The organism is Alteromonas sp. 4NH20-0104 (assembly GCF_057547795.1).
Window position 1 is genome coordinate 1 of sequence record NZ_BAAJLP010000055.1, and the last position, 15,936, is coordinate 15,936.

Annotated in this window: 11 protein-coding genes; 3 read left to right on the forward strand and 8 right to left on the reverse strand. The window is 50.1% G+C overall.

All coding sequences use genetic code 11. The annotated features are described in order from the left end of the window. Window positions 1-595 precede the first annotated feature (595 nt). The 7 genes from AC27IB_RS23060 to AC27IB_RS23090 all read right to left on the reverse strand — a co-directional run bounded on the left by AC27IB_RS23060 (window position 596) and on the right by AC27IB_RS23090 (window position 9,372). Window positions 596-892, reverse strand: a complete 297-nt coding sequence (locus AC27IB_RS23060; RefSeq protein ID WP_487123952.1) for a GIY-YIG nuclease family protein — start codon at window positions 890-892, stop codon at window positions 596-598. Window positions 893-954: 62 nt separating this feature from the next. Then, the gene (locus tag AC27IB_RS23065) at window positions 955-1,938 is read right to left on the reverse strand and encodes a universal stress protein (protein ID WP_296053684.1); all 984 of its coding nucleotides are present in this window, start codon (window positions 1,936-1,938) and stop codon (window positions 955-957) included. A gap of 563 nt (window positions 1,939-2,501) precedes the next feature. Further along, window positions 2,502-3,767 (reverse strand): inorganic phosphate transporter, encoded by a 1,266-nt coding sequence (locus AC27IB_RS23070; protein ID WP_296053686.1) that lies wholly within the window; start codon window positions 3,765-3,767, stop codon window positions 2,502-2,504. A gap of 305 nt (window positions 3,768-4,072) precedes the next feature. Further along, a complete protein-coding gene (gene phoU, locus AC27IB_RS23075; protein WP_296052658.1) occupies window positions 4,073-4,795 on the reverse strand; it encodes a phosphate signaling complex protein PhoU in 723 nt (240 codons plus the stop codon). A gap of 24 nt (window positions 4,796-4,819) precedes the next feature. Beyond that, a complete protein-coding gene (gene pstB / locus AC27IB_RS23080; RefSeq protein ID WP_296052655.1) occupies window positions 4,820-5,626 on the reverse strand; it encodes a phosphate ABC transporter ATP-binding protein PstB in 807 nt (268 codons plus the stop codon). Between the two features lie 13 nt (window positions 5,627-5,639). Then, on the reverse strand, window positions 5,640-7,229 hold the full coding sequence (gene pstA / locus AC27IB_RS23085; protein WP_487123955.1) for a phosphate ABC transporter permease PstA: 1,590 nt from the start codon (window positions 7,227-7,229) through the stop codon (window positions 5,640-5,642). Continuing rightward, entirely contained in the window at window positions 7,222-9,372 is a 2,151-nt protein-coding gene (locus AC27IB_RS23090) for an ABC transporter permease subunit (RefSeq protein WP_296052650.1), read from the reverse strand. The genes pstA and AC27IB_RS23090 overlap by 8 nt, the downstream gene beginning before the upstream one ends. A gap of 275 nt (window positions 9,373-9,647) precedes the next feature. Here AC27IB_RS23090 and AC27IB_RS23095 point away from each other — a divergent pair, with 275 nt between their 5' ends. From AC27IB_RS23095 to ppx, 3 genes are all read left to right on the forward strand, one after another. After that, window positions 9,648-10,154, forward strand: a complete 507-nt coding sequence (locus AC27IB_RS23095) for a glycine cleavage system transcriptional repressor (RefSeq protein ID WP_487123957.1) — start codon at window positions 9,648-9,650, stop codon at window positions 10,152-10,154. Between the two features lie 111 nt (window positions 10,155-10,265). After that, window positions 10,266-12,335 (forward strand): polyphosphate kinase 1, encoded by a 2,070-nt coding sequence (ppk1, locus tag AC27IB_RS23100; RefSeq protein WP_487123959.1) that lies wholly within the window; start codon window positions 10,266-10,268, stop codon window positions 12,333-12,335. Continuing rightward, window positions 12,336-13,871 (forward strand): exopolyphosphatase, encoded by a 1,536-nt coding sequence (ppx, locus tag AC27IB_RS23105; RefSeq protein WP_487123961.1) that lies wholly within the window; start codon window positions 12,336-12,338, stop codon window positions 13,869-13,871. A gap of 11 nt (window positions 13,872-13,882) precedes the next feature. Here ppx and AC27IB_RS23110 read toward each other — a convergent pair whose 3' ends face one another. After that, a complete protein-coding gene (locus AC27IB_RS23110; protein WP_487123963.1) occupies window positions 13,883-15,034 on the reverse strand; it encodes a GGDEF domain-containing protein in 1,152 nt (383 codons plus the stop codon). Window positions 15,035-15,936: the final 902 nt, after the last annotated feature.

Below are 15,936 nucleotides of genomic sequence, written 5' to 3' on the forward strand. Positions count from 1 at the left end.
TGTTTTTTGGCCGGGATGACAATATTATTTGGTCCGGATGACAGGAATAAAAATAGTCACCCCGAAAGTACCCTCTTTACCGTCATCCCCGCATGCCACCTCCTCCGTCATCCCCGCATGATCTTAAGCGGGGATCTCCTGAAAAGGCTATTTGAGCTGAGTCAGCCTGTTTGGGAGATCCCGGCTCGGAGGCCGGGATGACGATGTTTTTTGGCCGGGATGACGATGTTTTTTGGCCGGGATGACGGTGTTTTTTGGCCGGGATGACAGTATTATTTAGTCCGGATGACAGGAATAAAAATAGTCACCCCGAAAGTACCCTCTTTACCGTCATCCCCGCATGCCACCTCCTCCGTCATCCCCGCGTGCTTTTGGGCGGGGATCTTATGAAAAGGCTATTTGAGCTGAGTCAGACTTATTGGGAGATCCCGGCTCGGTGGCCGGGATGACGATGTTTTTTTGGCCGGGATGACGATGTTTTTTTGGCCGGGATGACGATGTTATTTGGTCGGGATGACGATGTTTTTTGGCCGGGGTGACGGTGGTTTTTTGCCACGGTGACGAGAACAAAATGCCATATGACAATAAGGGAAAATCAGCCCTGTATTAGCGGGTATAAATCATTCCAGTGGGGGTTTTGCTTTTCGATTAACTTAATTTTCCAGTCGCGGCGCCAGCGTTTGAGACGTTTTTCGCGTTCTATGGCGGATTCCATCTCTTCGTGCATTTCGAAATACACCAGTAGCTTTAAACCGTATTTATTGCTGAAGCCGTCGGCCAGGTGCATTTTGTGTTGGTAGATCCTTTGCAATAAGTTGCTGGTAACGCCGGTGTAAAACACGGTTTTATGCGAATTAGTGAGTATATAAACTGCCGGATATTTTTCGATCATGATGCGCCTCCAAAGAGGCTATTTCACGTGAAATACCAGAGGGAAAACAACTGCACTGTGGGTTAGTTGTTTTCCTTTGGCACAATTGATTCGAAGCCTTCTGGCTTAAGCGCCAGTACTGCGCAGTCAAGATTACTCAGTACATCTTCTGCGGTATTGCCCATTAACAGCCCAGGCACACCCACCCGGGCAACTGTTCCCATTACCACCACATCGGCCTGCAGCGACTCAGCCATCCGGCACAACCCTTCTGCCGGATGACCGTCGGCAAGGTGCACTTCGGGTTGCAAATACCCTAAGCTCTTTTCGTCGAATTTCTGCTTTAAACTGCTAACCAATGTAGCTAGTTCTTCACTACGTTCTTTTTTAAGCTCTGCCAGGGCGTTGTCCATTTGTTGCTGATGGCTGCGCATGAGGCCGTCGCGCATCATATGCCGGGGCGCGGCGTCGTAAACGTGCACTATATGCAAGCGGGCGTTTTCCAGCAGCGCCACCTCGGCAGCACTGGCCATTACCGCTTCGTTTAACTGCCTGCGAACCTGATTTTCTTCTCTGGTGAAATGATAATTAACATCTACTGCTGCCATTACCGCTTTATAATTTCGGGCTGTTTCCTGGTGAATCAACCATACCGGGCACGGGCATTTGCGCAGCAGGTGCATGGCATCGGCCCCAAACAAAAACCCGGATATACCGCTTCTGGCCTGACCTATCACCAAATCGTGTCTGGCAGTCATGACCTGCTGAATGGTATCGAGATAAGGTTTACCTACCGTAACGACTGTTGCGGGCTTCTCGGTAGCCTTTAACGTTGCCACCATGGCGCTCAAACGCTCTTGCGCTTCTTCTTTCAGCGATTGCTGTGAATCAATGTAAGCAAACGAAGCCATCACCAGGCTGGCGTTAGGCGGCAAGCTTTCCAGAGCAAGATGAAGGGTAAGCGAGGCCTGGTGACTTTCTGCCACATGTAATGCTTGTTCAACCAGTGCCTGCTGATCGGTAACGCTGGTGATAACACACAGAATATTGTTGAAATGCCCAATCATGACCGTTACCTCGCAATTATATTTAGCCCGCATTACATACTATAGATTAAATATGATGCTGCCATGACGGCTTTTCCAGCCATAACGGCGACTTATTTTAATTATTTTTGATACATTTATCGTAAAAATTAGTATCTAAATATCATGTAGTTAAATTTTTACAGGGTGGAGTATTGCGGTTCCTTAGTTGCCTTAGCCGTAAAATCCGCTTGATCACAAAACTGTAATAATGTACTTTTAAAGAGTGAAAAACCAAATGAAATAAGGGGGGCTTATCATGCTAAAGGCATTCACAAAATTTTTTAAACGCAAGCACCCGTACGCCATTGCAGCATACCTGGGTCGCAAAAACACCCAACGTATTCTCGATTGCAAAATCGAAAAGAAGTCTAAACTTCTGGCACACGATTAATTAAAAATAACACCGCCAAACCGGTTGATGTTTTTTAATTCGTAGGCAGCAGATGCGTTACCAAAGTGCATACCGCATAAAGAAAATCCGATGGCAAAACCATCGGATTTTTTTGTTTCTGCATTCTGTTAGTCACTCAGTAAGCTGGCGACTACACTCCAAACACGGCTTTAAGGGTAAAGAAACACCCGATGGATAGAATCGCTCCGGCTGGCAGCGTTACAATCCAGGAAATGACGATATTGCGGATAATGCCTAAATTAAGGGCCGATACACCCCGTGCAAGACCAACGCCCAACACGGCCCCTACCAGGGTTTGTGTGGTGGAAATCGGTAACCCGGTGCCCGAGGCAATTACTACGGTACAGGCTGCCGCCATTTCTGCCGCAAAGCCGCGACTCGGCGTTAAGTGGGTAATACCCTCGCCGATGGTCGCGATAACCCGGTGACCAAACAATGCCAAACCGGCCACAATGCCTAACCCACCCAACGGCAGGATCCAGGGAGCCAATGTACTACTGGCCGTAATTTCGCCGGTAGACACCACGCTGACCACTGCCGCCAGAGGACCAATGGCGTTTGCTACGTCATTCGAACCGTGAGCAAAAGCCATACAACAGGCGGTTACCACCATTAATAACGCAAACACTTTCTCTACGTTAGCGCGCTGTAATTCGGTGTCTTCAGAATGGCTGTAGGTCTGGCGGCTGATTAGCCACTTACCGATAAACGCAATAATCACCGACAAGCCGATAGCAAGCAGGTAACCCGAGGTATCAGACATGTTTAAACCCACATGCTTCAGGCCTTTTTTGATGGTTACCAAAGACATAACAAAACCGGCAAAGCCCATATACAGCGGCACATACTTTTGTGCGTTCTCAAACGGCTTATCGGTTTGGAATATCAGTTTGCTGGCGCTTTGATAAATAAGAAAAGCAATAATGCCGGAGATAGCCGGGGTAACTACCCAACTGCCCACAATACCACCCACTTTACTCCAGGCTACTGCATCTACACTAACGCCCACAGCGGTAAAGCCAATGATGGCACCAATGATGGAATGGGTTGTTGATACCGGCCAGCCAAGGTAAGACGCTACGCCCAACCAAATCCCCGCAGCAAACAGCGCGGAAATCATCCCCAGCACCAGATATTCAGGAATATCAATGAAATAAGCGGTATCGATAATACCTTTACGGATTGTCGAGGTGACCTCACCACCGGCCAGATAGGCGCCGGCAAATTCGAAGATCATCGCGATCACAATGGCTTGCTTGATAGTTAACGCTTTAGAACCTACGGAGGTTCCCATGGCATTGGCCACGTCGTTAGCACCAATCCCCCACGCCATTACAAAACCAACAACGGCAGCGAGGATAATCAGGATCATGCCATAACTTTGTAGGATTTCCACAGACAGTCGCTCCGGTTGTGCCTAGCTGTATGCCACGAAAAGTGCAGGAAACTGAGTTTCTGTTGTCTGAGTAAATTCTGTCGGTTTACTCAGCGCTGGCAATAAAAAATATTTAAGCATCTTGGTTTGGTTGAATTTTTATACAATTACCTTAATGGTTGCGGCGCATTCTAGCGCAAAGTGCCGTCGAGCCATAGGCCATTTTTGATAATTCATCACAATAAATCAGACAATCATCACCGTTCGGCGATTATTAAATCAAATATGTCATTTATATTACAGATTTAAGACAACCATCCGCGCTGTTAACTGTCGCTGAGGTTATCCAAAGTTTGTTGCAAATTCTCCAGTGGCGTATGGCGCACATCGCGACCACTGGTCAGCGACACCACATATTCGCAAATATTCTTGCAGCGATCCCCTATCCGTTCCAACGAACGTAATGCCCAGAGGATTTCCAGCCAGTCTTCCATGGAATCCCCCGAACGCGACATTTCATCGGCGGTATAGCTCAGCAGCTTTTTATATTCGCTGTCGATGCTGTTGTCCTGATCGTAAACTTCCAGCGCCGCTTCCTCATCGAGGCGGGCGAAGGCGTCAAAGGTACCACGCATCATGGCGGCGGCTTGTTGCCCGATCGACAACATGCTGCTTTTTATCGCCACATCGGTGGGCAGCTTTTGTTTGGTTACCAGCCGGGCAATACGCTCTATTTCATCGCCCATCCGCTCAATGTCGGTAATGGCTTTGGAGATAATCATTATCAGGCGCAAGTCGCTCGCCGTTGGGTGACGCTTGGCAATAATCCGCAAACACTCTTCATCAATCTGAATTTCCATGGAGTTAATTTTCAGATCGTTGAGGATCACGGTTTCCGCCAGGCCGGGGTTATTAGTGGCAATAGCCTTTAAGGTATCCGCCAGTTGCTGCTCTACTTCGCCGCCCATGGCCATTACCGAATTACGCAAGTTCTCCAGCTCGATATTAAACCGGCCGGAAATGTGAGTATTGAGTGCCACCTGTCGCATAGTAAGCTCCTGTACAGCCCGTGATTAACCGTAACGGCCGGTAATGTAGTCTTCGGTTTGTTTTTTCTCTGGCAACGTAAACAGGGTATCACTGTCGCTGTATTCCACCAGCTCGCCCTGATGTAAAAAGGCGGTGTAGTCTGATACCCGCGAAGCCTGCTGCATATTGTGCGTCACTATTACAATGGTGCAGCGCTTTTTAAGCTCGGCCATCAGCTCTTCAATGATAAGCGTAGTGAGCGGATCGAGCGCCGAGGTGGGTTCATCGAGCAATAAAATCGACGGCTTCAGTGCCAGCGCTCTGGCTATTACTAACCGCTGCTGCTGGCCGCCCGATAGCGTGGTGGCCGATTCAAACAAGCGGTCTTTCACCTCATCCCACAAAGCCGCTTCTATCAGGGCGCGCTCTACGGCGTCATCTAACTGGCGGCGCTGCTTAATACCCTGTAAACGCAAGCCATAGCAAACGTTGTCGTAAATGCTCATGGGAAAAGGATTGGGGCGCTGAAACACCATGCCTACCTGAGAGCGTAAAATCGACAGGTTTTCTTTTTTGCGGTTTATATTGCGCCCGTCGATGATGATTTCGCCTTCGGTCACGCTGTTATCAATCAGATCGTTCATGCGGTTAAAGCAGCTGATTAGCGTGGACTTACCACAGCCCGACTGCCCTATGAGGGCGGTGATCCGGTTTTTAGGGATCCGCATGGTAATGTTGTGCAGCACGTGCTTATCGCCAAAGCGCAAGCATAAGTCCCGCACCTCGATGGCGGTTTGCGCCTCGGGCAGTTTTGCTAAGTTGAGTTGTTCTCTTTCAAACAATTTCAGCATGGAAACACACTCTCTAATAGCCGCGTAAATAACGCTTTCTTAAGCGCCGGCGTAAAATTACGGCCAGCACATTTAATACAAACACCACCAGCAGTAACAACAGGCAGCTGGCAAACATCAGCGAGGCACTGCGCACGTCGGTCTGGCTGTGAAAGGCGCCATCGTAAATCAGCACGCCTAAATGCATAAACTGGCGATCCAGGTGAAGATACGGAAACTCACCGTCAAAGGGAAGGTTTGGGGCAAACTTCACCGCGCCCACCAGCATCAGCGGCGCCACTTCACCGGCGGCGCGGGCAATGGCCAGAATAACCCCGGTCATGATCCCCGGACTGGCCATAGGCAGCACGGTATGCCAGATGGTTTCAAATTTGGTGGCACCCAGTGCATAACTGCCCGACTTTAACCCCTCAGGCACGCGGCGTAACCCTTCTTCGGTGGCCACAATCACCACCGGCAGGGTAAGAATGGCCATGGTCAGTGACGCCCAGAACACGCCTGGCGTGCCCATGGTGGGAGCGGGCAACGCGTCGCTAAAAAACAGTTCATCAATATTACTGCCCACCAGATACACAAAAAATCCCAGGCCAAATACGCCGTAAACGATAGACGGCACCCCCGCCATGTTGCTCACGCAAATGCGGATCACTGAGGTTAAATGGTTATCCGGCGCATATTCATTTAAATATACCGCCGCCAGCACACCAAAGGGCGTTACCAGAATGGTCATCACAAAAATCATCAGCACGGTGCCAAACAGGGCCGGAAAAACCCCGCCGGCGGTATTGGCCTGTTTAGGCGCATCGGTAAGAAATGCCACCACACCGGCGCCCACTATTCCCATCTTGCCAAACCAGTCCAGCTGCCCTGGGTAGCTGAGCCGGTCTATATCATCAAGGGGGATTAAAAATTCACTGCCGTCTTTAAACCGGGTCACCAGCTGATAATCAGCCAGTTGCGTTTCCAGGCGCAATACCTCTTGCTGCCAGCGCTCAAAATCGGCATACAGGCGTAAGCGGGCCGGGGCGTCTTCTTCTACCTGGCGCAGATCCAGACTCGCCAGTTCGCGGTGCACACTGGCCAGACGCTCGTTACGAACCGTTTCAATCTGTTCGCGTATCGCTTTTACCGTGGCCTGAATGTCATCGTATTGGGTCAGCTCGCCCAACTGGCTCTGGGGCAACTGAATAGCTAACGGCTCACTGAATACCCGGGTACCGTTGTTAAGCAGAATATCAGCCGCTTGCCGGGCCTCACCAATGGCTTCTACGGCATTGGCTTCTACCAGTAATGAGCGACCATAAGGGTGCTGTGCATCGGCATAACGAAACACAAAGGCCGGTTCGGTGCCCTTCTCTGCCGATGCGTTAACGTGCCTTTCGTTAATTTGCGCATAAACGTGTTTGGCGGTGCCATCCGGCATCTCAAACTGAATGCTTTGCACCGGCCGTGGCCAGAAATAGTCGAGCCCGCGAATGGTAATGAGCATCAGCACACAGGCCAGCGCGACCACCAGCAACCCGGCACAAAACGCGCCCAGACTGATCACATAAGACTGCTGCTGACGGTTAGTTAAAAACTGCCTTATCGACCACTTACCCATAGCTCTTCACCCGTCGGGAACGCTGGCGCAACAGCTCAGCCAGCGTGTTCACTATAAAGGTAAAACTAAACAGCACACAGGCGGTTAAAAACAGCACCTGATAATGAATACTGTGTACTTCTGCTTCGGGCAGTTCAATGGCCAGGTTGGCGGTGAGCGCCCGTAATCCGGCAAACAAATCCCAGTCGGCAATCGGTGTATTACCGGTTACCATCAGCACTATCATGGTTTCGCCAAAGGCGCGGCCAAAGCCCAGCATCATAGCCGCTACAATACCCGGGAACGCCACTTTTAACACCACCCGGCGCAAGGTTTGTAAACGTGTGGCGCCCAGCGCATAAGATGCCTGGCGCAGGCTGTGGGGCACCCCGCTGATGGCATCCTCTGCCAGCGAGTAAATACTCGGTGAAATAGCCAGCCCCAGGGCAATGGCCACCAAAATGGTGGTTTTACCCACCGGCACTTCAGTGGTGTGGGCTAAAAAGGTAAAGTCGTCGGCATCCATGGCGGCCAGCAACCACTCAGGCGCCCAGGCTACGCACAGGTACCCGTACACCACAATGCCCAGTACCGGCAGAACCGCTTCGGCGAAGTTCTGCAACTCACTGCTAACGCTTTGCGCCACACGGTGCTGCACCAAGGCAATAAACAATAAAATGATCGGCAGAGTCACCATAAACACCGCAATGGAAAATAAGAATCGCTCCGCCAGCGGTGCCAGCCAGATAGCCGCAATAAAACCAATCAGTACCGAGGGTACCGCTTCGAGCATTTCGATAGTGGGTTTGATACTGTCGCGCACCCGGGCCCGGGCAAAATAAGCGGTATAAACCGCCGCGCCCAATGCCAGCGGAATAGCAATTAACAGCGCCAGTGATGAGGCCTTGAGGCTGCCTATCAGTAGCGGCACCAGGCTCATTTTAATTTCCTGGAAATCGGAAGCACTGCTGGTTTGCCAGATTTGGTCGGGAGCCGGATAGCCTTCATATAAATGCGGCATCAACAAACTATTGGTGGTACTAAGCCCGGCCATGTTGCGCACTTCGTGCTGAATGTAAGTGTCGGGCCCGTAAACATACACCCGCGAGTCAAACCAGCTAACGCCCGATGGCTGAACGGGTAGCGCCCGGCGTTCTACTACTTCGCCGCTGATGCGGTTAATTAACAATAACTGTTGCTGACTGGTAATGGCGGCAATGCCGTTTACACTGGCATGCGCATAAAGCGCCACGGGGACTTCGTTGGCCTCAAGCTGAATGGTATAGGCGGGTTGGTAACGCAGGATGCCCGCCTGGTTATACAGGCTTAACCGCACCAGGGTATTGTTGTTCAGCGCCACAAATACCGAACGGTTTTTTACAATGGTGTCTGCCCAGCGCACATTTTGCGCCAGTTTCAGTTGATGCAAACGCTGGTTGTCGCTATCAACAAAGGTTAACACACTGTTGTTGATCAGCATGATTTGGCGGGTATCCGGCAGTAACACTATTGGCTGACTGGCAGAGTACTCCTGGCGCACTATCTGGGTGGGGCTGCTGCGGTTGATCCATTGCACCAGGGTTTCATCCGGGGTACTCACCCGCATAATGATCCACTGTTCTCCCACGGCCAGTTGCCAACCGGTGTGGCGCGCCCAAACCGACTCTGGTAACGCAAACGACATTTCATTCGCCAATGGCGTATCCATATAATTGCTTTGCTGAAGTGGCTGACTCACCGTGGGGACCGGTAGCAAACGCACCTGCCCGGTGGCTGATATATCCACCACGTAAGGCTGGCCATAACTGGTGACTGCATCAAGGGTATGGGAACACGGCCGGCGCAGGGTTTGCCTGGCCGATAATGCGCCCTTATCTAACCTTGCCAGCGACACACTGCACCCCGGGCCTTCGATAACCGCGGCCTGGCCATTGGCCGTATCGCCTACGTATAAAAACTTACCGCCGGCTACTACCGGCATTTCCTGACGCGGTTTGACACCCGGCGAAGCCGCTATATGCATCGCCTGAGAAAACAAGTGCCAGATGATCATTACCATGGTAAGCAGCACAATGTAGCCAAACAGCGATATCACCGACCGGGCAATCCGGTCGCGACGTAAGCGTTTTTTCAGGAATGATACCTGTTGAGATGCTACATTCATGTATAGAACAACGATTTGCGTGAAATTGCACTGCCCAGCAGTGTAAGTTGTGATATTTTAAGATCAAGTGAAACTTAAAGGAAGCTGCGAATAAGCGGGATGTGTTGCTACTGAGCCGTTGCGGTTAATCATAATAAAGCTGAACACCAGTCTGCCGCAACCATCAGGCCATCACACTATCAATCACGCAAAGTCTCAGTGATGTTATTTGGTACCGTTAATGCCTGCGCGATGCGGCTAGCTCGCGACTCAGGACGCAATAAAGGAGTAAGGGGATGAAGCCTGTCATCTTCACGATCATTGGTAAAGACAGACCGGGCCTGGTTGATGCTGTGGCCAAGAAAGTTTACGAGTACGGCGGCAACTGGCAGGGCAGCAGCTTTGCACACATGGCCGGGCAATTTGCCGGTTTTGTGGAAGCGCAGGTACCATCCGATAAACATCAGGACCTCATTGATGCCCTCAATACGCTCGACGGCTTGCAGGTGCATTCTCAGTCGGTGAGTGAGTCGGCCCTGTCTGATGCGGATGAGCTGACCATTGAAGTCATGGGGAACGATCGCCCTGGTATCGTGCAGGAGCTCACCAATGTGCTCAATCGTTTTGAGCTCAACATCATTCACTTTAACTCGACTTGCGAAAGTGCTCCGAACTGGGGCAGCGAAATGTTTAAAGCCCGGGTTCGGGTGGCCATTCCCGCCGACGTGGATCGCGACGACGTGAAAGACGCACTGGAAGCGGTAGCCAACGATCTGGTTGTTGATATTACTACCACTGTGTAATTTCCCTGCGACCGTTTTTTGCGATAATACGCACGGTCGTCAACTGTCTGTCACACTTCGCTGGCAGGCTATAGCCTATTTTTTTGATTGCAGAAATAGTGATTTATCAATATGGAATCCACTGATTTATATTACCCCAAGGAATTGAGCTGGCTGGCGTTTAACGAACGCGTGCTGCAAGAGGCTGCCGATAGAAATAACCCGGCGGTTGAACGGATTCGCTTTTTGGGGATTTACTCGAATAACCTGGACGAATTTTTTCGGGTGCGGGTAGCCGACGTAAAACGTCTGATTCTGATTGCACACAATGCCGGTAACGATGAAGAAGCAGAGCATCAGCGTCTGTTACTGGTGCAGATCCAGCGTAAAGTGGTTGAACTGTCCAAGAAGTTCGACACCATTCATAAAGAAGTGGTGAAAAACCTCGCCCGCTATAACATTTATATTCTGCCGAAAAACCAGCTCAACGATTACCAGCGAGCTTGGGTACGTAATTATTTTATCAATAAGGTATTGCGTCATATTGCGCCGATCCTGATTGATAAAAAAACCGATCTGCTGAGCCGGCTCAACGGTACAGCGGTGTATTTATATGTGGCGCTGCGACGGGAAGGCAGAAACCCGCGCTTTGCCGCGGTTCAGGTTCCCACCGGCGAAATTTCGCGCTTTCATTTAATACCGCCTCAAAAGAGCCGTAAAAACAAACACATCATCATGCTCGACGACATGATCCAACTGTGTATGGAAGATATCTTCCGCGGTTTTGTGAAGTTCGACACCCTGGAGTCCTACTCGTTTAAAATGACCCGGGACTCGGAGTACTCGATAAACGACGAGATAGATGAAAGTTACGTAGAGAAGATGTCAGAGAGCATGAAGCAGCGGCTCATTGCTGAACCGGTGCGCGTGATCCACGATCAGGATATGCCTGAAGACATGGTGGAAGACCTGCAAAAACGCTTAAAGGTAACGAAGCTCGACACTCTGCATTCCGCCGGCCATTACCGAAACTTTAAAGACTTTATCGGCTTCCCCAATGTAGGCCGGGATTATTTAGAAAACAGTAAACTGCCTGCTATTGATACCCGCGATTTCTCTGGCTACAACACCGTGTTTGACGCCATTTCAGCCCACGACATTCTGTTGTATTACCCGTATCATCGGTTCCTGCACTTTACCGAATTTCTGCGTCAGGCCGCCTTCGATCCGAGTGTTAAGTCTATCCGTTTGAATATTTACCGGGTAGCCAGCCACTCGCGGATTGTCAGCTCGCTGATTGATGCGGTGGATAATGGTAAAAAGGTGACCGTAGTAGTGGAGCTGCGCGCCCGTTTCGACGAAGAAGCTAACATTGAATGGTCGAAGCGCATGACCGATGCCGGTATTCGCGTAGTACTGGGGATCCCGTCGCTTAAAATTCACTCCAAGCTGTGTATTGTGTCTCGCGAAGAACGCGGCAAGTTAATGCACTATGCCCACTTTGGAACCGGTAACTTTAACGAAAAAACGGCCAAAATCTATACCGACTACAGCCTGTTTACCAAAAATCAGGAAATGGCAGAAGAAGCCAACTCGGTGTTCGAGCTGATTTCTTATCCGTACCGCCGGTTTAAATTCCAGCATTTACAAATTTCACCACTCAATGCGCGCACCAAGATTCAGTCGCTGATCCGTCAGGAAATTCAGTTCTTAAAAGAAGGCCACGACGCCCAGATTACTTTTAAGATAAATAACCTGGTGGATAAAGAACTGATAGACGATTTATACCGCGCCAGCCAGGCCGGTATGAAGATCCGCGGGATTGTGCGCGGCATGTGCGGCTTACGTCCGGGTGTTAAAGGACTGAGTGAAAACATTGAGCTGATATCCATTGTCGACCGTTTCTTAGAACACCCGCGGGTGATGATTTTCAACGGGGGCGGAAACCGCAAGGTTTACATTTCGTCGGCCGACTGGATGACCCGTAATATGGATAACCGGATTGAAGTTGGTGCTCCTATCTATGATGAAACCCTGCAACAGCGGATTGTGGACATCATGGAAATTCAGTTCAAAGACACCCTGAAAGCTCGTCAGATCGACAAAGACCAGCTGAACCAGTATGTTAAAAGGGGCAACCGCAAGAAATTGCGCTCGCAGGAAGAAATTTACACCTACTTAAAACAGCTTGAGCAAAAATAAATGACGCCCACTCCCGCTTCTTTCGATAGCGTAGACAGTCGCGAAGCCAGCAAGGTTGCCGCACTGGATATCGGTTCCAACAGCTTTCACCTGGTGGTTGCCCGCATAGTAGCGGGCTCGGTGCAAATACTGCACCGGGTAAAACAAAAGGTGCGCTTAGCCGAAGGACTCGATAGTAATAACGTGCTCTCAGAGGAAGCGATGGCGCGTGGCCTGGCCACACTTCGCGTTATAGCTGACAGCTTAAAAGGCTTTGAACCAGACTCCGTAAAGATAGTGGCCACTTACACACTTAGAAAAGCTGTGAATGCCAATGTGTTCATTAAGCGGGCCATTGAGATCCTCCCCTACCCCATAGAAGTGATTTCCGGCCCCGAAGAAGCCCGCTTAATTTACTCCGGCGTGGCCCATACCAACCACGATAATGGCAAGCGACTGGTGGTGGATATTGGCGGCGGTTCAACTGAGTTTATTATTGGTGAGGGGCTCACGCCTAAACTGTGTCGGAGCCTGCAGATGGGCTGCGTAAGTTTTACCCAGCGCTTTTTTGCTAACGGTGAATTAAAGGCCAGGCAGTTTGAGCGTGCCATCACCGCCGCCGAACAGGAAATGGAGCCCATTGAAGAGCGCTATCGCCGGATGGGCTGGCAGCGCTGTATTGGCACCTCAGGCACCATTAAAACGTTGTGTAACCTGGTGGTGCATCAGGGCCAGAAAGAACCCAGCGACGAAGCAGAAGTGACGCTTAAAGGCCTTAAGCAGATCATGAAGCAGTTTATCGAAGCCGGCCATATCGACAACCTCACCGATCCAGCTATCAGTGACGACCGTCGCGCAGTAATCCCTGCCGGTTTATGTGTGCTGATAGGGTTATTTAAGGCACTCAGGATAGAGGCACTGCACTATTCGCCGGCCGCCCTGCGAGAAGGGGTGCTGTATCAAATGGAAGATGAGCTGCATAACACTGATATTCGTGGTCGCACCGCATCAAGCCTGGCGACCCGTTATGATGTGGATACGGCTCAGGCCAACATGGTACTTGGCACCACCAAAACCCTGTATAACGCCTGCCAGAAAAACTGGAAGCTGCGCCACAGTGATTACCGGGCATTAATTAGCTGGGCTGCACTGTTGCATGAAGTAGGCTTACAGATTAACACCCGGGGTGTGCAACGCCATTCTGCCTATATTTTACAGAACGTGGATATGCCCGGCTTTAATCAGGCCCAGCAGGAATTACTGGCTACTCTGGTGCGTTATCACCGTAAGAAAATTCGGGTACAAGATATTCCGGGGTTCACTCAGTACAGTAAAGACGATATCTACAAACTAATCGCCCTGCTGCGCCTGGCTGTGCTGCTGAATATCAAACGTCAGGAAGGCTTTTTACCGGAGTTTGATATTGCCGCCGACAAACAGGGGATTACGCTGACTTTTCCGCAAGGCTGGCTGAATTCCAAGCCCATTATGACCGCGGATTTAGAACGGGAAATTACTTACCTGCAGGCTGTTGATATAACTCTGAGCGTGAGTTAGGCGCTCAGTAATTACACCATAATGACTTTATTGCGGCCATTGGCCTTGGCGTCATAAAGGGCCTGATCGGCGCTTTTTACGGTGGCAAAGAGGTCGGCATCCGGCGGCATTTGAATTACTCCAAAAGAAGCTGTGAGCGAGATTTTAATGCCCCGCGCAGCAATGATGCTTTCAGAAATGGTTTCACGCAAACGCTCAGCCATCTGGCGGGCTTTATCCCCGTCGTACTGTGGCGATAAAATCAAAAATTCTTCACCGCCCATTCGTATCAGGGTGTCTTCCTGTCGCAGTTGCGACTGAATAATCTCACAAAAACGCTTGAGAGCAATGTCACCAATAACATGACCATGTTCGTCGTTTATTGCTTTAAAGTAATCAATGTCACAGGCCACCAGCGACAGCGTTTCATGTTTACGTTTGGCATGGGCGCTCAGTTTGGGCGCAATTTCATAAAAGAAGTGGCGGTTCTTTGCGCCGGTTAACGGATCGGTATGCACCTGCGAGCGTAGTTTCAGCAACAAAGACTGAAGAATATTCACCGCAAAAGCCAGCATAAAGATCAGCATGATCACCAGCATAAATGCGGAGGTAGCAGCCAGATGGTAATAGCTGTCTGCCGGTGCAATGGTAAGGTAAGCCGGTACGCCAAACAGCACCATTGCAATCACCAGCGCCAGAACACCAAACAGCAAATGCCCGCCGATACTTTCTGAGCTGAAGTGTTGTTTTACACAATGAAGCGCCTGCCATACCGGAAAGGCCACACTGCTCAGTGCCAGACTGTGGGCAATCCAGCTCGGTGCATTGGTAGCCACCAATACCGAAGTGGTAACAAAGATCCCAACAATATGGATGACGGCCGCAAATTTCTTCAGCTGGGACACTTCGGTGCCATATCGCTTTAATACCGACATCAGCAACATGTAAGCACCAGCGATGGCCGATGCGTAAACACCTGGCAGACCAATCTGGATATAACCGATATGTGAAATAGCCTGGCAGAACACAACCAGCCAGGACGCAACCAGAAACCAACGGGCATAGCTGGCTGATTTAGCTTTAAGTTGATGACGCGGCTTGGGAAGCGCAAAGGTAAAGCTGATCCCTATCATTGCCACAATAGCGAGCACGCCTACCTGAATATACATAGTAGCGTCCTGCATCAGACTGAAAATCCTTGTTTCAATGTAAGGTTCACTTTTATCAACATTTGTCATGTATGTAAAAAATTAGTTACAAAATATAGTCTAATATCTGTTCTTTAGCCATAGTTTATTTATTGAACCGTACCCTAAACTTATACTTTGGTGTAATGAATCTGGTACATATAGCAGGCAGCCAGAAACGGCCACCTGTTCGTTATTCAGGGCCCTCTCCTTTTCACCATCCCGGACGCCCCTTCCTTTCGTCTTACAGACCCCTTACTCCTTAGTCATCCCGTTCCCTTACTCCTTCGTCATCCCGTACCCGTACTCTTTAGTCATCCCGTACCCTTACTCTTTAGTCATCCCGTACACTTACTCTTTAGTCATCCCGTACGCTTTATCTTTCCGTCATCCCGGAACCGGCGCAGCCGGTATCCGGGATCTCCCATACTCGGTTATGCAGCTTCTACATCATACGGAAATTAAGAAGATGACGAAGATGATGAAAATTTCGGGATGACACTTCTCTTTCCGTCATCCCGGAACCGGCGCAGCTGGTATCCGGGATCTCCCATACACGGTTAGGCAGTTTCTACATCAAACGGGAATTAAGAAGATCCCGGATATTTTCTTCGAAAATTCCGGGATGACGAAGATGATGAAAATTTCAGGATGACGAAGGAGTAAGAGGTCGGGATGACGAAGATAGTGAAAATTCTCGGATGGCTAGGATGGTGGAAATTACTGGAAGATGGGATGTTGGGAATTTCCGGGATGACACTTCTATTTCCGTCATCCCGGAACCGGCGCAGCCGGTATCCGGGATCTCCCATACACGGTTAGGCAGTTTCTACATCAAACGGAAATTAAGAAGATCCCGGATATTTTCTTCGAAAATTCCGGGATGACGGGGATGGTGC

Coding starts and splice junctions, on each gene's coding strand:
- AC27IB_RS23060 (WP_487123952.1), bottom strand. CDS start 892: ATGATCGAAAAATATCCGGCAGTTTATATACTCACTAATTCGCATAAA.
- AC27IB_RS23065 (WP_296053684.1), bottom strand. CDS start 1,938: ATGATTGGGCATTTCAACAATATTCTGTGTGTTATCACCAGCGTTACC.
- phoU (WP_296052658.1), bottom strand. CDS start 4,795: ATGCGACAGGTGGCACTCAATACTCACATTTCCGGCCGGTTTAATATC.
- pstB (WP_296052655.1), bottom strand. CDS start 5,626: ATGCTGAAATTGTTTGAAAGAGAACAACTCAACTTAGCAAAACTGCCC.
- pstA (WP_487123955.1), bottom strand. CDS start 7,229: ATGGGTAAGTGGTCGATAAGGCAGTTTTTAACTAACCGTCAGCAGCAG.
- AC27IB_RS23090 (WP_296052650.1), bottom strand. CDS start 9,372: ATGAATGTAGCATCTCAACAGGTATCATTCCTGAAAAAACGCTTACGT.
- AC27IB_RS23095 (WP_487123957.1), top strand. CDS start 9,648: ATGAAGCCTGTCATCTTCACGATCATTGGTAAAGACAGACCGGGCCTG.
- ppk1 (WP_487123959.1), top strand. CDS start 10,266: ATGGAATCCACTGATTTATATTACCCCAAGGAATTGAGCTGGCTGGCG.
- ppx (WP_487123961.1), top strand. CDS start 12,336: ATGACGCCCACTCCCGCTTCTTTCGATAGCGTAGACAGTCGCGAAGCC.
- AC27IB_RS23110 (WP_487123963.1), bottom strand. CDS start 15,034: ATGCAGGACGCTACTATGTATATTCAGGTAGGCGTGCTCGCTATTGTG.